This window comes from Limosilactobacillus gorillae (genome assembly GCF_001293735.1).
Taxonomy (GTDB): Bacteria; Bacillota; Bacilli; order Lactobacillales; family Lactobacillaceae; genus Limosilactobacillus; species Limosilactobacillus gorillae.
This window is the reverse complement of the sequence record NZ_BCAH01000011.1, coordinates 1-19,298: the sequence shown is the minus strand read 5'-3', so window position 1 is coordinate 19,298 and position 19,298 is coordinate 1. Positions and strand designations below refer to the sequence as shown.

Sequence of the window (19,298 nt, the reverse complement as noted above, 5' to 3'; positions counted from 1 at the left end):
TGATTACCATCCTTTATTTTAATTAATCATTGTGAATTTCAATTGCATCTGCACCAAACAGTTTTTCCGCTTGGCTAATCACTGGATCATCACTTTTTTTAGGAGCTTCTTTTTTACCCCCGTTTTTTAAGTAGCCCTTTTCGATCAAAAAGTCCTGGCGAATCTGTGGCCACTTATCCTTAGGAACGAAAACAACTTGCCGCTCAGTCCCCGTCAAGCGCTGCAAAGCCGCTCCCATGGCATCACTAAGGTTGCCCCCATTAGCCTGTTCAAACAAGAAGTTATTATCAAAGGAAACCACCACCCCAGCTGGACTGGCTGCCACTGGCTCTGAGATATTAATTAGCGATCCCTGCGCATTATCTAAGAGTGATAATATATCACCCCATAGCTCCTTTAAGTCCTCCAGATCTGGTCGGGTGGCATGCTCCAGGATTGTATTAATCTGAACTAAGTTGATTCGTAGTGCCTGCTTATTGTTGGTGCGACTAGGCTTTGGGGGCATAACCTTCTTTTCAACAACCGTAGGTGCCTGGCGCAGCTTGGTTACCTCCTGTTGCAGGCTTACAACCGTCTGACGTAGTTGATCGAGTTCTTCTTGATCGGTCCTGCTTTCTCTCACCTGACAAAGCTGAACGGTTAAAACCTCCAAGTAAACATCCGGATGGGTGGTGAACCGCATCTCCTGTTGAATGTCGTTTAAGGTGTCAATCATCTGATAAAGAGCCATTGGGGTAGCGGCGTTCTTTAATTGTTCAAAATCTTCCTTTACAAAGCCAGTCGTTGGTAGGTCGATCAAATCCGGCGACTCCTGGTACAAAAGTACGTCACGGATAAAGGAGATTAGGTCCTCAATGAAACGCTGACCATCCTTACCAGCCCCAATTATCTTGGTTAAGGTTTTAAGGGCCATCGCACTATCACCATCAGCAACCTGTAAGAAGTACTCCCGTACCAGTTGCTTAGTGACGCTACCAGTTACCAAGAGGGCATCTTCCATCGTAACCTGCTCCTCACCAAAGGAAAGGGCCTGATCCAAGATACTTAAGGCATCCCGCATCCCACCCTCCGCGGCGTTGGCAATCACTCGCAGGGCATCTTCTTGATAGGCAACTTGCTTTTGATCCAAGATGTACTTCATCCGCGCAAAGGCATCCTTAGCACTGATTCGCCGAAAATCAAACCGCTGAACCCGCGAAATAATCGTCAACGGAATTTTATGAGGCTCCGTCGTTGCAAGGATAAAGATCACGTTAGCCGGTGGCTCCTCCAGTGTTTTCAGCAGGGCGTTAAAAGCCCCCGTTGATAACATGTGGACTTCATCAATGATGTAAACCTTATAATCAGCCTGCGTAGGAGCGTACTTAACCTTATCGCGAATATCGCGAATCTGTTCCACCCCGTTATTTGAGGCGGCATCAATTTCAATAACGTCGTTTAGCTGACCGGCAGTAATTGCCCGGCAGATTTCACATTGATTACATGGTTCCCCGTCTTGTTGGTGGTGGCAATTGACCGCCTTAGCAAAAATCTTGGCCGCTGACGTTTTACCTGTCCCCCGCGGTCCGGCAAAGAGGTAGGCGTGACTGATCTTTTTAGTGATAATTGCATTTTTTAAGGTTGTTGAAACTATCTGTTGACCAACCAAATCGGCAAATCGTTGCGGGCGCCAAACCCGGTACAGCGCCTGATAACTCATTTCTTTTCCCCCTTGCTATTGAAGATATCTTTCACCATTATACTAGCTTTTCTTCGTCCACAAAAAGAATATGTTGGGAAAAAAGAAAAGGAGTGTGACAGAAATCATGATTTCATCGTCACACTCCCGCAAGTATCAATTATGTCTGACTTGGCGTATTTGTGCATTAGGATCTAAAAGAGGCTGTGACACTTTTATCACAGCCTCCTGGTTAATTTCTTAAAAACTTAGGGCACAAGGAATCACAAACTTAGTGCTGCTCCCTTCCAGGCCTGACACGGTTCGTAAGGATGCCCTTGCCCTAAGGCCTAACGGCAATACCAATTATACATTATTTTCCCATGACTGACTAGTCTTTACCCCGTCAATTTCTTCTAGGCGTCGTTTTTTCTTAGCCACCTTTTGGCGCTTACGAATGTTTTTAAAGAATTCCTTGAGCATCTTACTAGCCTCTTCTTGCATTAAGCCCTGATGAACTTCAGCTTGGTGATTAAGCCGCTCGTCTTCTAGGAGGTGATACAAAGACGTTGTAGCGCCTGCCTTTCGATCCGGAGCCGCAAAAAAGACCCGCTTAACCCGGGCGTTAATAATCGCCCCTGCACACATGATACACGGCTCCAGGGTTACATAAAGGTCGCAATCTTCTAGGCGCCATGATCCTAGTACCTGACAGGCTTCCATAATTGCTAATACTTCTGCGTGATAGGTGGCATCCTGAAATTTCTCTCGCATGTTGTGACCTCGACCAATGATTTGACCCTGGTGAACCACCACAGCCCCGATTGGTACTTCACCCATGATCTGAGCTTGGTGTGCCTCCTTAAAGGCCTCTTTCATGTACCCCCGCTCTGTTATTTTTTCTGGCATTATTGCACCCCCATTCGCTATTTTTTCGCTATTTCAGTGTACAATATGCTCTTAGTAACTTTCAAATTGGCTGATATGACTGTTCAATCATTGACCAAAAAATTTTTTAGATTTTTTTCAAACCGCTCCCAATCACGGCCTAGCAACCACCATATCTTGTGTTGTGTTTTTTGAGTATTACGAGATATGGTGGCCTTTTACTTATTGGTCAACTATACTAGAGAATATCAAATATCAGTAAGGGAGGGGATCCACGTGGTAACCGTCTTTTCCAAGAATAATTGCATCCAATGCAAAATGACCAAGCGTTTCTTAGAGGAACACAACGTGGCGTTCATTGAACATAATATCGATGAACAACCTGAATACATCGAAAACTTAAAGGCGGAAGGCTTTCTTTCAACACCGGTTGTTAAACTTCCGGACGGCAATGCCTTCACTGGTTTTCGGCCAGATCGTCTTTCGGCCTTAGCTTAAGAACGCAAAACTAATTTTACGGGCGGCGACACCTGTTTTGGTGCCCGCCCTTTTTGTTGTAACCAGTCCCGGGTTTTAAAGAAAGTAGGAACACGTGCAATGGCTCTTTCAGAAATCGATATGACCAAGGTAAAGTACTTCGACTTAAATAACAAGATCAACATTCCAAAAGATGGTCAGATCCAGTTAAACCTCGATAAGGAAGCTTTGGATGACTTCATTAAGGAAAATGTTATTCCTAACACTAAAAAATTTGCCTCCGTTATGGAACGTTTAAACTGGTTAATTGACAATGATTACCTGGAAGAAGACTTCATTCGTCAATACTCCCCTGCCTTTTTGGATCGGCTCTACCAATACCTAAAGGATCAGGACTTCCACTTTCATTCCTTTATGGCAGCCTATAAATTCTATGCTCAATACGCCATGCGGACCAACGACAATGAATACTACCTTGAGAACTACATTGACCGGGTCGCAATGAACGCATTGTACCTGGCTAATGGAGATGAACAGTTAGCCATGGACCTGGCTAATGAATTAATCCACCAGCGCTACCAACCGGCCACACCGACCTTCTTAAACGTTGGTCGCAAGCGCCGAGGTGAATTCGTCTCCTGCTTTGAAATCCAGGCTACTGACGACATGAACACGATTGGGCGAACGATCAACTCCGCCTTACAACTATCAAAAATCGGCGGGGGAGTCGGTATTAACTTAAATAACCTGCGTGAAGCAGGAGCGCCCATCAAAAAGATCAAAGGGGCAGCTTCCGGGGTTGTTCCAGTCATGAAACTCTTGGAAGACGCCTTCTCTTACTCTAACCAGCTGGGCCAACGCCAGGGGGCCGGTGTTGTTTATCTCTCCGTTTTCCACCCCGACATCATTGAATTCTTAGGGGCTAAAAAAGAAAACGCCGATGAAAAAATCCGCTTAAAGACCCTTTCGCTTGGTGTTACCGTTCCGGACAAGTTCTACGAATTAGTGGAAAAAGATGCCCCGATGTACCTCTTCTCCCCTTACGATGTAGAACGGATCTATGGTAAGCCGTTCTCCTATGTTGACATCACCAAGGAATACGATAACCTGGTGGCCAACCCGGAAATCACCAAGAAGAAGGTTAATGCTCGGGAACTGGAAGACGAAATCTCCAAACTCCAGCAAGAATCTGGATATCCATACATTGTTAATGTCGACACAGTTAACAAGGCTAATCCGATTGAAGGAACGATCGTGATGTCTAACCTTTGTTCTGAAATTGCCCAGGTTCAGGTTCCATCCCGGGTCAACGATGATCAAAGCTACGCTAACCTTGGTACTGATGTCTCATGTAACCTCGGTTCCACTAACATCGCCAACATGATGGAAACTCCTGATTTTGGCCGCTCCGTCCGGGTAATGATGAAGGGGTTAACCCACATTTCCGATGCTGAAAACTTAACGGTGGTTCCATCAATCAAGCACGGTAACGATCTCTCTCACTCCGTTGGACTCGGGGCAATGGGTCTTCATGGTTTCTTAGCTAAACACCATATCATGTACGGCTCACCAGTCGCCCTCGAATTCACCAGCGTTTACTTTATGCTGTTAAATTACTGGACACTGGTCGCCTCCAACGAGATCGCCCAAGAAAAGGGAACTACCTTTACTAACTTTGAACACTCAGCCTATGCCGATGGTTCCTACTTTAACAAGTACCTCACCAAGGATTGGGGGCCGAAATCGGCTGCCGTTAAGGAACTGTTTGACGGCTTTTTCATCCCAACAAAAGAGGACTGGGCAGCTTTAAAGAACCGTGTTCAACAATCCGGTTTGTACAATGCCTACCGCCTCGCCGTGGCCCCAAACGGCTCAACCTCTTACATTGGTGATTCAACCTCCAGCTTGCACCCGATCATCAACCGAATTGAAGAACGGCAAGAAAAGATGATCGGCAAGGTATACTACCCGGCCCCGTACCTTTCTAATGACACGATGCCGTACTACCGTTCCGCATACGACACCGACATGCGAAATGTAATCGATACCTATGCAGCCGCCCAAGAACACGTCGACCAGTCTCTATCAATGACCCTATTCATGCGTTCCACCATTCCAGCCGGGATGTACGAATGGAAGGACGGTCGTACCGATAAAATGACCACCCGTGACCTCAACATTCTTCGCCACTACGCCCACCAAAAGGGAATTAAGTCGATCTATTATATCCGGACCTTTACGGATGATAGTGAAGAAGTTGGCGCCAACCACTGTGAATCTTGCGTAATTTAAGCTAATCGGTCATAATAAAAGCGTTCACTCTAATCAATTAACTTATAGGGAGATTATTCGAATGGCAATTAAGAATTACAAGGCAATCAATTGGAACCAAGTTTCCGATATGATTGATAAGGCAACTTGGGAGAAGCTAACTGAGCAGTTCTGGCTAGACACCCGGATTCCCGTTTCAAATGACTTAGACGACTGGCGTGACTTGGACGACGACCACAAGTGGACGGTCGGCCACGTCTTCGGGGGTCTCACCCTGTTAGACACCCTTCAATCTGAAGCCGGCTTAACTGCCTTAAAGCAAGACGTTAAGACCCCGCATGAAACAGCCGTTTTGAATAATATCCAGTTTATGGAATCCGTTCACGCCAAGTCTTACTCTACCATCTTCTCCACCTTAAATACACCAGACGAAATTGATGAAATTTTTTCCTGGTCTGACAGTGAAGAATTCCTGCAAAATAAGGCAGTTAAGATCGGTAACCTCTACTTAGATGCCCAGGAAGACCCCCTAAAGAAAAAAGTTGCCAACGTCTTTTTGGAAACCTTCCTGTTTTACTCAGGCTTCTACACTCCCCTGTATTACCTAGGCCACAACAAGCTCAATAACGTGGCTGAAATCATTAAGTTAATCCTACGGGATGAATCTGTTCACGGAACTTACATTGGTTACAAGTTCCAAGTTGGGATGAATCAGCTAACTGAAAAGCAACAACAGGAAATGAAGCGTTGGATGTATGACTTCTTGTACGAACTCTATGATAACGAAGAAAAGTACACCCACGTCTTGTACGACCAAATTGGCTGGACTGATGATGTCATGGTCTTTATTCGCTACAACGCCAACAAGGCCCTAATGAACCTGGGACAAGATCCTCTCTTCCCAGATACTGCTTCTGATGTTAACCCAGTGGTCATGAATGGAATTTCAACTACAACTTCTAACCATGACTTCTTTAGTCAGGTTGGAAATGGTTACCGGCTTGGAGCCGTTGAAGCGATGCGTAACAGTGACTACCACGTAGCCGACCCGAACGCCGGTAAGGACATTAACGATAAGGATTAGTCCCTGAATAAAAGTCCACAATCAAAAACGGGGTTAGATGAAATGGCTTCATCTAACCCCGTTTTTTAATTAATCTAATTATTATTCTACTCCCTTAAGTGCTTGGACCATGTCTAACTTCTTGATCCGTCGACTAATCATAAAGGTCGTCGACAATGAGCAAACCCAAACAAAGACAGAGGCCACTGTTATAGTGATCCAGTTATAGTATGGTTCATAAACAAGATTAAGGGTCGAGAAGGTGCTAACATATTGACCTAAGAACCAGATCCCAGCTGGAATTCCGATTAACCAGCCGATTAAAGTCGTAATGATGTTTTCGACAAAGGTAATATTCCGTAACTCATTCCGACGGATTCCTAAGACACTTAGGGTCGCATAGTCTCGAGCTCGCTGCGTAAAGCTCAGAGCCCCCAGATTATAGAGCACAATTACAATCAATAGAACGGCAAAGGCAATAATTAAGGCAAAGATGCTCATTAAATTATTAACAAAGTCATAGGCATTTTGCTTTTGTGAACTAATCTTGATTGTAGAAGAAACTGCTGATCGATCATAATTAGTATTCTTACCAACTAATAAGGTTGTCGGACTAAAGTTTCCTCCAGCGTTTTCCCAGGTTGTATTTAAAATGTAGGCTCCCTGATTAGTCTCGCTAGCAATAATCCCCTTAACCTTAAACCTCAAGCGGTGATCTAACCCAGTGGTTTTTACATCCATTCGATCGCCAACTTTGATATGGGCACGATTGGCAAAGCCTTGCGTGACGTAAATCCCACCTTTTTGGATTGACTGCCCATCCGTTGTCTTCATATTGACGTAATCACCTTTGGAAATAATCATCAATAAACGGTCATATCCATCATCTTTACTGTAATGGGCTTGATTTAATTGTACCCATTGCCCTTGATTCGGATGTGCCTGTTGATAAGCTTGATAATTAGTGATCGTTAGTCGTTTTGCATAGGTAAAGTCTTGGGTATAAGCCTTGTCCACCAAATGATTAATCGATTGTGGTGTCCCTAATCCAGCAATCATTAACATCATCCCACCGGTAACTCCGGCAATCCCCATTAAAACACGAGACTTGTTAAAGAAGACATCCCGAATGGCCCAGCGAACCGCATAAGATAGACGATTCCACCAACCAGTCATCCTTTCTAAAGTAATGTGGTGAACATGGGATTCTGTTTCACCCCGTAAAAACTTAGCTGGTAACCCCTGCATGGATGCATGGGCCGCCCAATAAGCAGCTAAGACACAGATCAACACTACACATCCAATAACCACAAGACTAATTGGTGTGTAGGCAATCGTCCAATGTGGAATTGAAAACATCATTTGTTGGGTCGATAAGACAAACCACGAGATCGCTGGAGATACAATCGCTCCGGCCAAGGCACCAAGTCCACCGACAAGAAGACCAAAGGATCCATAGTGCCACCCCAATTGCCGATTCGAAATTCCTAGGGCCTTCATTACCGCAATTTCACTCATCTGATCTGCAATTAAGCGTTGGATAGTGGTATACATAGCCAAAATTGCCAACAGGATAAAGATTGTTGAAAATAGATATGACAAATTCCGGATCTGCCCAACCCGATCTAAGGCATTCGATACATCTGATAAGGTCGTCCGGTTATAATAAGTAACCAACCGAGAACCAAACGTCTTTTCAATAGTGGAACGCATGTGGGAATGATTACCGCGGATTTCAACTATATTTTGTGGGCCTTGATAATGAAATTGAGTCCGAAGGGTTTGATTTGAGATATAGGCATAAGCGTAATTATCATAGTTAGGTGCAATATATTCCTGTGTTCCAGTAAAGTAAATTCGATCAGACGACTGGACAATCCCGGCAATCTTTAATTTCACTGCTTGCCCACCATACTTAACGGTTGTCGTTTCTCCTGCTTTAAGGTGATGAGCTTTGGCGTATTCATAGTTCAACCAAATCCCATTCGTTGATTCGTTCACCTTCTGCCCCGAAACGACGTGGAGTTTGTTAGCCGAACTTGAGATTGTATCGACGATAATTTGGCGACTCCCCTGCTTAGCCTGGAGGCGGGTCCCTGAGTAAACCCTTTTGACTCCAGATAAGGACTTTAATTTATCCAGGTCATTATCCGTCACATTGGTTGCTTGGATCCAATAATTAGCTAAATGCGTTTGGTTAATATATTGATTTAACGAAACCTCTAGCCCACGCCACGACCCTTGTAACCCAACAAACATTAGGATTGATAAAAAGGCCATTAAGAAGACTGAGAAGAACTGGCTCCAGCTTCTTTGAACGTCACGCCGGAGTTTCCGATTTAAGTATTTCATCCTACGCTTCTCCTAACGTTACCCGATCATCATTGGCATAAATTTGATCAATTTGGCCGTCTTTTAACCGAATAATCTGGTCACCATATTGTTCAAAGGTGGGATTGTGAGTCACCATTACTACGGCCGTATCTTGGTCATTAGCTGCTTGTTGTAAAAGTTCCATAATCTTAAGGCTTGTTTTTGAATCCAAAGCCCCGGTTGGTTCGTCCGCCAAAAGTAATTCTGGTTGTTTAGCTAACGCCCGAGCGATTGACACCCGCTGCATCTCCCCGCCTGACATTTGATTGGGAAAGTTATTTAACCGGTGACCTAAACCAACCTGTTTGAGATATTCCACCGAACGGGCATCATTATTGGTTAACTTTGCCGCGATGGCGACATTTTCAACCGCCGTTAAGGAAGGGATTAAGTTATAAAATTGAAAAATAAACCCCACCTTTGTCCGGCGATAATCAGTTAAGCCCCGGTCTGATAAATTTGCAACCGCCTGACCATCAAAGTTAATTTCGCCATTCGTTGGTCGGTCCATCCCACCCAAAATATTCAATAAGGTACTTTTCCCAGATCCTGATGGTCCTAATATAATGGTTAATTTTCCTTTTTCAAGTTTAAAATTTGCCTGGTTAAGGGCCACGACCTCTTGATCTCCAACTTGATAAATCTTACTAACGTTTTTAAATTCAATCATATTGCTTTCCCTTAATATTTCATCATTAAACTAATTTTTTCTCGTAACGTTGGCTCATGATATTGTTCAATGATTCGTTTAGCGACACTTTCCCGATTCTTAGCAATTTGTTCCTGAGCTTGCTCAATTGCTTTTGATAATTCCATCTCCTGCGGAAGGTGGTAGAGTTTGATGATGGTTGCTAAGCGATGCTCAATTGTTCCTGAGACCAACTTTGGTTCAAAGCCAATTTGACGAAAACTCTTTAAAATTTCTTGATCCGATAACTGCCGGTATTCTTCTGAAACTGGTCGGTGACCATCTGGATCCATCGCAAATTCAACCGGCAAATGTACCACGTCGCTATACCATTCCTGAGTATGCTGATTAACTACGGTTTCATAGCTCGATAGATACTTTTTCATGAAGGGTTTAAATGGGATTCCCATAATAGCTTTGGCAACCCGGTGCGGCCAGGTCGATCCGGGATTAATTCCGACCTTCATTCGAACCGTTCCATAAATTAATTCGTTTAAAACTGATCCATCGGAAATAAAGCCCTTTCCTGCTTGATAAGTGACTGCTTCGGCCCGAATTCGCTCTTCAAACCGCTTTAGTCCCAAAGCCATTAGTTCTTCTGCCGTCATATCCTGAAAACGTCGACCAGGGTACAGGCTGGTTAAAATTTCTCGAGCAGATAAGGCATTGATTAATGGAATTCCCGTTGCAATTGAAAGCGCGGTTGCCGTCGTTGTTTTGCCGGTCGAATAAGTTCCCGAGATAACAAGTCGTGGTGATTTAGAATTAAGCACTTCTTTAGTCCTCCCATTCTGCTGGTAAAAGATGGGCCATCTTTGCTTCAAACTTAACTTGATTGTTAATATCTGAACCGTGGGCCTTTAATACTCGCCAATTTTGGTTATCTTTATTGATTAAACTTACCTTAACTAATTCACTCATGATTCGAATTGGTTGATTGACCTTAATTGGATCACTCAAGCTAGCCTTGATTGATTTCATCCATAAATTATTACAGTCATCACGATTTAAACTATCGTAGTGATAAGCCATCAATTCGCCCATTTGTGAAAAAATCACTAGCCATTCAATAATCGATATTACTTGCGCTTGTCCCGATCCTAAACCGTCATAATCTAGCGATGAATCTTGATGATAATTCACCACCCCACTTACCCCGCTTTGTCCCAAATAAGTTAATTCACCTAAGTGTAAGCGGTTCGCCTTTAAGTGCTCTGTAAGATAGTGGTGACTTTTCACCTTTGCTTTACCTTGCGAGTGAGTAACCTGAAGCTTAATCTTCATCCCCTCGACATCAAATTGAAAATTCCCTGTCTGAGCTGTAACGTGACTAGGTCCAATCTGAACTGTTAAATCATGATCTAGGCAAATTTCGTGATTACCAGCCTTGATTTCAAAGCCACTCAAGTAATATTCATACGACTGCTCTCCCAATAGTCGCTCACTAATTAGAGCTGCAACAATTACTCCGTCAATCGTACTCAGATGTGGTTGGCGTTCACTGGCCTGCTTTTTAGACCAGCCACCTGGATATGAAACTCGTATTTTTACGTTATGATTATCTTGGTCAATAATTTGGTACTGTCCCTTTTGATAACCGCTCCCAAAATAGCGATTATGATAAGAACCTAAAATTTCATCAACTTCCATTGCTATACCTCCTTTGTTGACGTGACCATCTTATAAAAATCGATATAAAAAAAGCATCCGTAAATCACGAATGCTTTTTGCTCACTTCCACACCTATTCAATTATCTTTTTCCGCAGGGCTTCGCGAACTGCCCCAATTCGCCCATTGACACCTAATTTCCGGCAAATATTACTGACGTGGGACTCTACCGTCCGGCGGCTAATAAAGAGTTCCGCCGCAATTTGAGCATTGGTCTCCTCGGCAGCCATCAATCTTAAAACCTCCAACTCAACTGATGATAAAATCTCATCGTCAGGCTGATTAAAAACGTCATCCGGAATGACCACATTTCCCTGACTGACTGACCGAATTGCGTCAACCAGTTCCTTTGTCGAGGCCTCTTTATTCAAAAAAGCCTTTACCCCTATCTGGAGTGCTTTTTGATGAAGTTGCTGATCATAATATCCAGAAATAAAAATTACTTTAGGTAACTCAATTGCCGTTTGTTTTATTTGCTCAAGCAGGGTGAAAGCTGTTTGCTCATCCAACATTACGTCCATGATGATCATATCTGGTTGGTAATCTTTTAAAAATAATAGGAGATCGCGGGACTTACTGAAGGCAGCCATGATCTCTAGGTCCCCAATTTGACTTAATTGGTGCGCTAAACTTTGAAGAACCATTTCATGATCATCTACTAACACTAATTGAATTTTTTCCATCTACTTTTCCCTCATTGGAATAACTAAGGTAACTCGATTCCCAGCCGCGATCTTTTCTTTTTTTAGATAGCCACCCAGCATCGTTAACTTAGCTTGGACTTGTGATAGACCATAGTGGCCAACCTGATCTCGAATCTTCATCTCGCCATGCCCGTTATCGACCATTTGAATGTTGAGTTGGTGGCCGTTATCAAAACAACAGATATCAAACTGATTAGCCTGACCATGCTTAATCCCGTTGATAATATTCTCCTGAATTGACCGAACTAAGAAATTACCGACTTGTGGATCCAAACTTTCTAACAAATTACTATGCTGATCCCATTGAATTTCAACCGGTAGTTGCTTTTGGAGATCAGATAACATTTTCGTTATCGACCGACTAACACCAATTTGGTCCACAAATAAAGGATAGATCCTTGTGCATAGTGAGCGTAATTCATAAATGACATCATCCAGAGTCACGTTGACTCGTGAGTTAGACTCACCAATTCGTCGTTTAGCTAGAATAACCTCTTGAATGGTCGTATCGTGAATCATCGTTGCTAACTGCTCACGCTCTGCTTCGACGGCTTTAAAGATTGACAAGTCACGCTGATTATCTGAGTTCATCATGATCATAAAGTACTCTTGTAGGAACGGACGCATGGCCAAAAGAAAAATAAATAGGTACACTACCCCTAACCAAATTGGAATAGCCATTAGTAACCAGCCTAAGAGATAAATCACCCCGCTAACAATTACTAACATCAAACTATTAATTAGCCAAGATGGTAAGTGGTATAAGTTCGTAATTTGCCGACGGACAATTAACGTATGGATAACTCCAACTACCAAGAACACTAAAAATAGGATTAAGCCTTCAAATGATAAATTCACTTTAACAATCGGATATAGATACAAAAAATATAACGGTAATAGTGAGACTAGAAGGACTAAGGCTAGGTTGACTTTAGTTTGAGTGGTTGCTCTTTGACGCTGCTCCTCATAAAAAACTGCCATCAATAATCCCAACGGAAGAATAAAGATCCCCCAGCCATTTAAATAATTGATCAGCCAGGACCAGTTCGGCAATAGATTGAACCAAACTGCTAAATATAAAAGCGGATTAAAATAGGCAAACCCCAACGTAATAAAACCTAAAATTGATCGTATATTAGCCGATACCATTAGTTTCCGAATTATCATCGGCAAGGTCGACATAAAAACAATCACCCATAAGCGGCCCAGCCAATTACCAACACTTGATGGTACTATTGACATTAGACCGAGTGCTAAAAAGAACGCAAATAAACGTAAGTATCGCTCTTGATTACTATATCGGCGCCGATATAAAGCCAACGAAGAGCTCAAAAAGATCCCAAGGCCAATTCCGGCCATTATTAAACTTTGACTGAAAACAGATTGGCTAGGAAGTTTAACCGTTTGAACATGCTGACCTCGTTGGACTTGAAGCGACCGTGCATTTGATATCACCAAGTTTTTTGTTGCCATTGGAGATTGATTGATGTTGACCCCATCAATTTTTTTGACTAGATCACCATGACGAACACCTGATATTGACTGATGCAACTGGTTAATTCGATACTCATGACCACTCTGAACTAAGCTGATCCTATTAGCGCGCGTTGCTTGAATTGAAACAACTAAAATTACCGCAACTACCAGCAAAAATGATAATAGTAAGCCGTAGACTGAAAATAATTTTCTTGGTTGTTGATAAGTTTGTGAATACATACGGAAATAATATAACGTCCTCACTACTAATACAAGATGAAGTAAAAAAGGAATGACATCGAATGAATCCATTCAATGTCATTCCAAACCCTAAGAAGTTACTGAGTGTCAAATATTTTTATGACACTTCAGGCTCTCATTATAATTTTTTTATTATTACTTGGTTTCGACACCCTTACCATCGTATTCGTCGATCATAATTTGCTTCAGATCGGCAATTAATGGTTCTTGCGGATTAGCGGTCGTGCATTGATCTTCGTAGGCCAAGACGGCTAAGTGGTCAACAACCTTATCAAAGTGGGCCTTATCAACACCCCAAGCCTTCAAGCTTAAGGTTACCCCAACCGAATGAGCCAAGTCTTTGATCTTATCGCACAGCTTACTAATCAGCTCTTCGTTGGTTTCTCCGGTCAAGCCAATTGTACGAGCGATTGTTGCGTAATCATCAGCTGCCCGGAAGGCCTCGTACTTCGGCCAGGTAGTGAACTTCTTTGGCAGAGTGGCGTTGAACTTGATAACGTGCGGCATCGTGATAGCAATTGCGATCCCGTGGGTCAAACCAAATTCTCCCCCTAACTTGTGGGCAATCGAGTGGTTGATCCCTAAGAAGGCATTTCCGAAGGCCATCCCAGCTAGGGTTGATGCATTATGCATAGCGGCCCGGGCTTCTTCATCACCATTGTATGAAGCAGTTAGGTTATCAAAAACAAGCTTGATGGCTTGCAAGGATAGCGGCCGTGTGTAATCGGAAGCCATATTAGAAACGTAGGATTCAATCGAGTGGCACAAGACATCTAACCCAGATGCGGCAATGTTACCCTTTGGAACTGTGTCAACGAATTGCGGATCAACGATGGCAACATCCGGTGTCAGTGCGTAGTCAGCTAGTGGGTACTTAACGTGGGTTTTAGCGTCCGTAATAACCGCGAACGGAGTTACTTCAGACCCAGTCCCAGAAGTGGTTGGGATGGCCACCATTTGGGCCTTCTTTGGCTTGTCAAAACGGTAAGCCCGCTTACGGATGTTCAGGAACTTTTGCTTAGCACCGAAGAAGGAAGCATTTTCGTCTTCGTAAAACATCCACATTCCCTTAGCAGCATCCAGTGGGGACCCCCCACCAAGCGCGATGATCGTATCCGGCTTAAAGCTCTTCATTAGGGCGACCCCTTTTTCAACCGTCGTCGTTGATGGGTCGGCTTCAACATTGGAGAAGACTAAGTATTGAACGTCGTTTTCACGCAACTTCAGTTGGTCTGTAACCACGTCCACGTAACCATGGGCCTGGATTGACGGACCGGTAACGATGAAGACCCGGTTGATGCCTGGCATGTCCTTGAGGTAACGAACGGAGTCACGTTCGAAGTAAATTCGTGGTAATTTAATCCATTGCATATTATTCCGCCTCTTGGCAATTGTCTTTACGTTCAGCAAGTCATAATCGGTTACGTTGTGGGAAATTGAGTTCTCACCCCATGACCCAGTCCCAAGCGTCAAAGATGGGGTCATCCGGTTGTAGATATTCCCAATTCCACCAAGGCCGGATGGAGAGTTAACAATGATCCGGGAGGCCTTCATGGCAACCCCAAATTCACGAGCCAGGTCCATGTCTTGAGTTTGAATGGCAGCCGTGTGGCCCAGGCCCCCGTAATTAAGCAGGGCGGCACACTTTTCGAAGGCATCTTGCTGATCCATTGCCTTGTAAACGGACAGAACTGGGCTCAGTTTTTCACCGGACAGTAATTCCTGCTTACCAATTGCATTGACTTCCACGGCCAGGACTTGGGTATCTTCTGGAACCTTAATATTAGCCATCTTTGCAATCTGCATTGCCGATTTACCAGCAATTGGACCGTTAACCCCACCGGTCTGTTCGTTAAACATGGTCTTACGCAGCTTAGCGTGTTCATTTTGCGGAACGAAATAAACTCGGTTAGCCTTTAAGTCCGCCTTAACCTCATCGTAGATTTCGTGGTCAATAACAGCCGAGTTTTCGGTTGCGCAAATCATCCCATTATCAAAGGTCTTGGATAAGACAATATCGTTCACAGCCCGACCAATCTTAGCCGTCTTTTCAATGTAAACCGGACCGTTACCAGGCCCAACCCCAAGTGCCGGCTTCCCGGTGGAGTAGGCTGCCTTAACCATCCCAGGGCCACCAGTTGCCAGCGTGCAAGCAATTCCTGGATTATTGATCAAAGCTGTCGATGATTCCCGACTTGGTTCGTCAATCCATTGAATTGCCCCCTCTGGTGCTCCGGCAGCAATAGCAGCATCTCGAACGATGCGAGCAGCATTACGAGAACATTCTAAGGCTTGGGGGTGGAAGGAGAAGATGATTGGGTTGCGGGTCTTCATGGCAATGATTGCCTTGAAGAGGGTTGTTGAAGTCGGGTTCGTTACTGGCGTGATCCCGGCTAAAACCCCGAGGGGTTCAGCTACTGTGATTAGTTCATCAGCTTCGTTATCTTTGATCACTCCAACGGTGTGGTCCTTACGAATGTTGTGCCAGATTTCTTCAGTGGCAAACATGTTCTTAATTGCCTTATCTTCGACAACGCCTCGTCCTGTTTCCTTGACGGCTTCAATTGCCAGTTCCATGTGCTTATCTTGACCAGCTTCGACCATTTGGTGAGTAATGTAATCAACCTTTGCTTGATCAAACTCACTCATAATATCGAGTGCCTGGTGGGCCTTCTTAACCAGGTCATCAACCATTTTTTCGGTCTTTGTCATCTTTTGTGGTTCACTTTGCTTCGCCATTTTTTAAGCTTCCTCCTCAGGTTTTGTGAAGAAATTAACTTGTTTACGGTTATAACTTTAATACCGTTTTGTGATTTAGTCAACAAGGTTTACGCCTTTTGTCATAAGATCTAGTGTTAAATGCCACCAAAGATTGTGATTTTAATATCAATACACAAAATCGATAACCCATCCATTAACTGAGGAAGCGTTTTCATAAGCATGTGAAATAGTGAATTTGTTTCCAAATAAAAACTTTGGTCTAAATTAGGGAAATTTGGTTGGAGAACGAATGGAGAGCTCCACAACCACATAAATAATATAATGGTTTAATGTGTATATTTTATGTATAAAAAAAGCACCCACCAGTAGTGAGTGCTTTTTGAAGATGATCTATTACTTAAGGGTAACAGATGCACCAACTTCTTCAAGCTTAGCCTTGATGTCGTTGGCTTCGTCTTCCTTAACATCTTCCTTAACGTTGGAAGGTGCACCGTCAACGAGGGCCTTTGCATCCTTAAGGCCAAGACCGGTGATGTCCTTAACCACCTTGATAACCTTAACCTTAGCAGAACCTGCAGAAGTAAGTTCTACGGTGAAGCTGTCCTTAGCAGCAGCTTCGCCACCAGCAGCACCGGCAACAGCTACCGGAGCAGCAGCAGAAACGTCGAATTCTTCTTCGATTGCCTTAACAAGGTCGTTAAGGTCAGAGATAGAAGCTTCCTTGAGGGAAGCGATGATAGCATCCTTATCAAAAGCCATGTTATTTTCCTCCAATATTCTAGGTAATGATTTGTTTTAATGGTCGATACGATAACGTAACGATGTTGCTTAAGCGGCTTCTTCGTCGCCCTTGTCGGCAACAGCCTTGACAGCTCGTGCGATCTTGCGCATTGGATCTTGCAATGCGGAAGCAAGCATGGACAGCAGGTCGTCACGACCAGGCATCGTAGCGTATTCGTTAATTGCATCAAGCGTTTGGACCTTCTTTTCGATGACCCCACCCTTGATTTCAAGGGCTTCGTGGTCATCAGCGAACTTCTTCAAGATCTTTGCTGGTGCAATTGGGTCTTCATCAGAGAAGGCAACGGCAGTCGGACCAACGAAAGTTGCCTTAAGATCTTCGTAATCAGTACCTTCAACGGCACGTTCCAAGATCTTGTTCTTGATAACGCTCATCTTAATGTCGGCGTCACGGAGTTGCTTACGCAAGTCAGTGATTTCTTCAACACTCAAACCACGGTAGTCAACCACAATGGCAGATTCAGCGTTCAAAAGCATTTCGTTAACAGTCTTAACTGCTTCAGCCTTCTTAGCGATAGCTGCTTCACTCATAAAATTACACCTCCTATATGTTAGTTTGATTGGAATTTATAAAAAAATCCCTATGACTGGCAGACATAGAGAAGGAACATTTCATTTCTTCCTCGGCAGGATATTAAGGCTTACGCCACCTGAGTCTTAGGCAGAGTCATATTTAATCAACTATGTAAGAATACCATGGATTGAAAATGAATGCAAGGCTTTCTCGTCAAAGTTCGTTTCTAGTTCTCTTTCCTTCACTACCTTCAGTACATACTCGGGATAAAAGCGAACTTTTGCATTTAAAAAACGTGGATTGTCTTTGTCTTTGGCCTTTGTTAGGATAGATATTGCAACCAGATTAACAATTTTTTTCTAATTGACAATAAGGAGGGTAAATTAAGTATGCAAGAACAACCGCAAGAAGAACTCAAACGCTCACTTGGCCTATGGTCGGCACTTTCAATTGTCGTCGGGACGATCATCGGTTCTGGAATCTTCTTTAAGCAGGGAGCCGTTTTAGACTCCGCTGGATCCTCAACCATGGCCATTTTTGCATGGGTTTTTGGGGGAATCATCACCCTGGCGGCCGGGTTAACCATCGCCGAAATTGGTTCGCAAATGCCCTACACTGGTGGGTTGTACGTCTACATTGAAAATCTCTACGGTCGAATTTGGGGATTCTTAGCGGGCTGGATGCAAGTAATTGTTTACGGTCCTGCCATCATCGCCTCAGTGGCTGGCTTTATGGCAATCATGATGACCAACCTCTTCGGTCTCTCCAGTGGTTGGCGAATTCCCTTAGCCCTCATTACAATTCTCTTTATCGGGGCCTTAAACCTACTCGAAAACAAGGTGGGCGCTGCCTTTTCCGTCATTACCACGGCCGGTAAACTAATTCCTATTGCTGCCATTATCTTCTTCGGCCTCTTGTGGGGACACCATAACGCCTTCGGCCAAACCATGGGCCAGATCCACCAAGCCGGTGGTGGATTTGGAGTCGCCGTTTTAGCAACCCTCTTCGGTTACGATGGATGGATCCTAATCGCCAACCTCGGTGGGGAGATGAAAAATCCTCAAAAACTCCTCCCCAAGGCCATCGTGATTGGAATTACCACTGTTTTGGTAATCTACACCTTAATCACCATCGGGGTATTGCGTTTCTTGCCTGCCACAATGATCCACAAGTTAGGTGACAATGCTACCTCCTACCTGGCAACAGCTGTCTTTGGTCAAATAGGAGGAAAGCTCTTATCAATCGGAATCATCATCTCGATGATGGGAACAATCAACGGGAAGATCTTGACCTTCCCGCGAATTGTCTACGCCATGGCTAAACGCCATGACCTACCCTTCTCCCGTTCCCTTTCCTACCTAACCCCCAAATCGAAGAGTCCCGTGGTGGCAACCCTATTTATCATCGCCCTTTCCACCGTTATGATGCTCTTTTTTGACCCCGATCACCTTTCGGACCTGTGTGTATTCACGGTTTATTGCTTCTACACCCTAGCCTTCTTTGGTATCTTCATCTTACGACGTAACAAACTCGTTGAGCGTCCCTTCTCAACACCGTGGTACCCTTTCGTTCCACTGGTTGCCATCGCCGGAGGAATCTTTGTTTTAATTAGTGAAGTCTTAAACGACCCAGAAGGAGTCCTCTTGTTTATCGGAATTGTGATCGTTGGTCTCCCGATCCTTTACCTCGTTAAAAAGATCGATCATACCAATTAACTTTCATTGATATATTATGG

At 43.9% G+C, this 19,298-nt stretch carries 15 protein-coding genes, 1 other RNA gene and 1 other annotated feature; of the genes, 4 read left to right on the top strand and 12 right to left on the bottom strand.

Annotation, left to right across the window (positions count from 1 at the left end; genetic code table 11):
- Window positions 1-22 precede the first annotated feature (22 nt).
- From dnaX to tadA, 3 genes are all read right to left on the bottom strand, one after another.
- Entirely contained in the window at window positions 23-1,699 is a 1,677-nt protein-coding gene (dnaX, locus tag AOQ57_RS01990; protein ID WP_093624704.1) for a DNA polymerase III subunit gamma/tau, read from the bottom strand.
- Between the two features lie 216 nt (window positions 1,700-1,915).
- An RNA gene (gene ffs / locus AOQ57_RS01985) (signal recognition particle sRNA small type) lies at window positions 1,916-2,012 on the bottom strand.
- A gap of 11 nt (window positions 2,013-2,023) precedes the next feature.
- Window positions 2,024-2,566, bottom strand: a complete 543-nt coding sequence (tadA, locus tag AOQ57_RS01980) for a tRNA adenosine(34) deaminase TadA (protein WP_093624702.1) — start codon at window positions 2,564-2,566, stop codon at window positions 2,024-2,026.
- A gap of 255 nt (window positions 2,567-2,821) precedes the next feature.
- Here tadA and nrdH point away from each other — a divergent pair, with 255 nt between their 5' ends.
- From nrdH to nrdF, 3 genes are all read left to right on the top strand, one after another.
- Window positions 2,822-3,043: a glutaredoxin-like protein NrdH gene (gene nrdH, locus AOQ57_RS01975; RefSeq protein ID WP_093624700.1), complete on the top strand. Its 222-nt coding sequence runs from the start codon at window positions 2,822-2,824 to the stop codon at window positions 3,041-3,043.
- Window positions 3,044-3,142: 99 nt separating this feature from the next.
- Entirely contained in the window at window positions 3,143-5,314 is a 2,172-nt protein-coding gene (gene nrdE / locus AOQ57_RS01970) for a class 1b ribonucleoside-diphosphate reductase subunit alpha (RefSeq protein ID WP_093624698.1), read from the top strand.
- Window positions 5,315-5,375: 61 nt separating this feature from the next.
- On the top strand, window positions 5,376-6,377 hold the full coding sequence (gene nrdF / locus AOQ57_RS01965; protein ID WP_093624696.1) for a class 1b ribonucleoside-diphosphate reductase subunit beta: 1,002 nt from the start codon (window positions 5,376-5,378) through the stop codon (window positions 6,375-6,377).
- A gap of 81 nt (window positions 6,378-6,458) precedes the next feature.
- On the opposite strand, the gene AOQ57_RS01960 is transcribed toward nrdF, so the two are convergent.
- The 9 genes from AOQ57_RS01960 to rplJ all read right to left on the bottom strand — a co-directional run bounded on the left by AOQ57_RS01960 (window position 6,459) and on the right by rplJ (window position 17,580).
- Window positions 6,459-8,708: an ABC transporter permease gene (locus tag AOQ57_RS01960; protein WP_093624694.1), complete on the bottom strand. Its 2,250-nt coding sequence runs from the start codon at window positions 8,706-8,708 to the stop codon at window positions 6,459-6,461.
- 1 nt (window position 8,709) lies between these two features.
- On the bottom strand, window positions 8,710-9,399 hold the full coding sequence (locus AOQ57_RS01955; RefSeq protein ID WP_093624692.1) for an ABC transporter ATP-binding protein: 690 nt from the start codon (window positions 9,397-9,399) through the stop codon (window positions 8,710-8,712).
- Window positions 9,400-9,410: 11 nt separating this feature from the next.
- Entirely contained in the window at window positions 9,411-10,190 is a 780-nt protein-coding gene (locus tag AOQ57_RS01950) for an ATP/GTP-binding protein (protein WP_093624690.1), read from the bottom strand.
- Between the two features lie 4 nt (window positions 10,191-10,194).
- Window positions 10,195-11,067 carry an AvrD family protein gene (locus tag AOQ57_RS01945; RefSeq protein WP_093624688.1) on the bottom strand — a complete coding sequence of 291 codons (873 nt, stop codon included), beginning with the start codon at window positions 11,065-11,067 and terminating at the stop codon, window positions 10,195-10,197.
- Between the two features lie 93 nt (window positions 11,068-11,160).
- The gene (locus AOQ57_RS01940) at window positions 11,161-11,769 is read right to left on the bottom strand and encodes a response regulator transcription factor (protein WP_093624686.1); all 609 of its coding nucleotides are present in this window, start codon (window positions 11,767-11,769) and stop codon (window positions 11,161-11,163) included.
- Window positions 11,770-13,578, bottom strand: a complete 1,809-nt coding sequence (locus AOQ57_RS01935; RefSeq protein WP_157686474.1) for a sensor histidine kinase — start codon at window positions 13,576-13,578, stop codon at window positions 11,770-11,772.
- Window positions 13,579-13,662: 84 nt separating this feature from the next.
- Window positions 13,663-16,266 carry a bifunctional acetaldehyde-CoA/alcohol dehydrogenase gene (adhE, locus tag AOQ57_RS01930; RefSeq protein WP_093624682.1) on the bottom strand — a complete coding sequence of 868 codons (2,604 nt, stop codon included), beginning with the start codon at window positions 16,264-16,266 and terminating at the stop codon, window positions 13,663-13,665.
- A gap of 375 nt (window positions 16,267-16,641) precedes the next feature.
- The gene (gene rplL / locus AOQ57_RS01925; RefSeq protein ID WP_004562749.1) at window positions 16,642-17,007 is read right to left on the bottom strand and encodes a 50S ribosomal protein L7/L12; all 366 of its coding nucleotides are present in this window, start codon (window positions 17,005-17,007) and stop codon (window positions 16,642-16,644) included.
- 69 nt (window positions 17,008-17,076) lie between these two features.
- A complete protein-coding gene (gene rplJ, locus AOQ57_RS01920; RefSeq protein ID WP_093624680.1) occupies window positions 17,077-17,580 on the bottom strand; it encodes a 50S ribosomal protein L10 in 504 nt (167 codons plus the stop codon).
- A gap of 32 nt (window positions 17,581-17,612) precedes the next feature.
- Window positions 17,613-17,729: a sequence feature (ribosomal protein L10 leader region), on the bottom strand.
- A gap of 223 nt (window positions 17,730-17,952) precedes the next feature.
- Here rplJ and AOQ57_RS01915 point away from each other — a divergent pair.
- Window positions 17,953-19,278, top strand: coding sequence for an APC family permease (locus AOQ57_RS01915; RefSeq protein WP_093624676.1), 1,326 nt, complete (start codon window positions 17,953-17,955; stop codon window positions 19,276-19,278).
- Window positions 19,279-19,298 lie beyond the last annotated feature (20 nt).

Bases quoted from the DNA above. Each gene is read 5' to 3' on its own strand.
- dnaX (WP_093624704.1), bottom strand. From the start codon at position 1,699: ATGAGTTATCAGGCGCTGTACCGGGTTTGGCGCCCGCAACGATTTGCC.
- tadA (WP_093624702.1), bottom strand. From the start codon at position 2,566: ATGCCAGAAAAAATAACAGAGCGGGGGTACATGAAAGAGGCCTTTAAG.
- nrdE (WP_093624698.1), top strand. From the start codon at position 3,143: ATGGCTCTTTCAGAAATCGATATGACCAAGGTAAAGTACTTCGACTTA.
- nrdF (WP_093624696.1), top strand. From the start codon at position 5,376: ATGGCAATTAAGAATTACAAGGCAATCAATTGGAACCAAGTTTCCGAT.
- AOQ57_RS01960 (WP_093624694.1), bottom strand. From the start codon at position 8,708: ATGAAATACTTAAATCGGAAACTCCGGCGTGACGTTCAAAGAAGCTGG.
- AOQ57_RS01955 (WP_093624692.1), bottom strand. From the start codon at position 9,399: ATGATTGAATTTAAAAACGTTAGTAAGATTTATCAAGTTGGAGATCAA.
- AOQ57_RS01945 (WP_093624688.1), bottom strand. From the start codon at position 11,067: ATGGAAGTTGATGAAATTTTAGGTTCTTATCATAATCGCTATTTTGGG.
- AOQ57_RS01940 (WP_093624686.1), bottom strand. From the start codon at position 11,769: ATGGAAAAAATTCAATTAGTGTTAGTAGATGATCATGAAATGGTTCTT.
- AOQ57_RS01935 (WP_157686474.1), bottom strand. From the start codon at position 13,578: ATGGATTCATTCGATGTCATTCCTTTTTTACTTCATCTTGTATTAGTA.
- adhE (WP_093624682.1), bottom strand. From the start codon at position 16,266: ATGGCGAAGCAAAGTGAACCACAAAAGATGACAAAGACCGAAAAAATG.
- rplL (WP_004562749.1), bottom strand. From the start codon at position 17,007: ATGGCTTTTGATAAGGATGCTATCATCGCTTCCCTCAAGGAAGCTTCT.
- rplJ (WP_093624680.1), bottom strand. From the start codon at position 17,580: ATGAGTGAAGCAGCTATCGCTAAGAAGGCTGAAGCAGTTAAGACTGTT.
- AOQ57_RS01915 (WP_093624676.1), top strand. From the start codon at position 17,953: ATGCAAGAACAACCGCAAGAAGAACTCAAACGCTCACTTGGCCTATGG.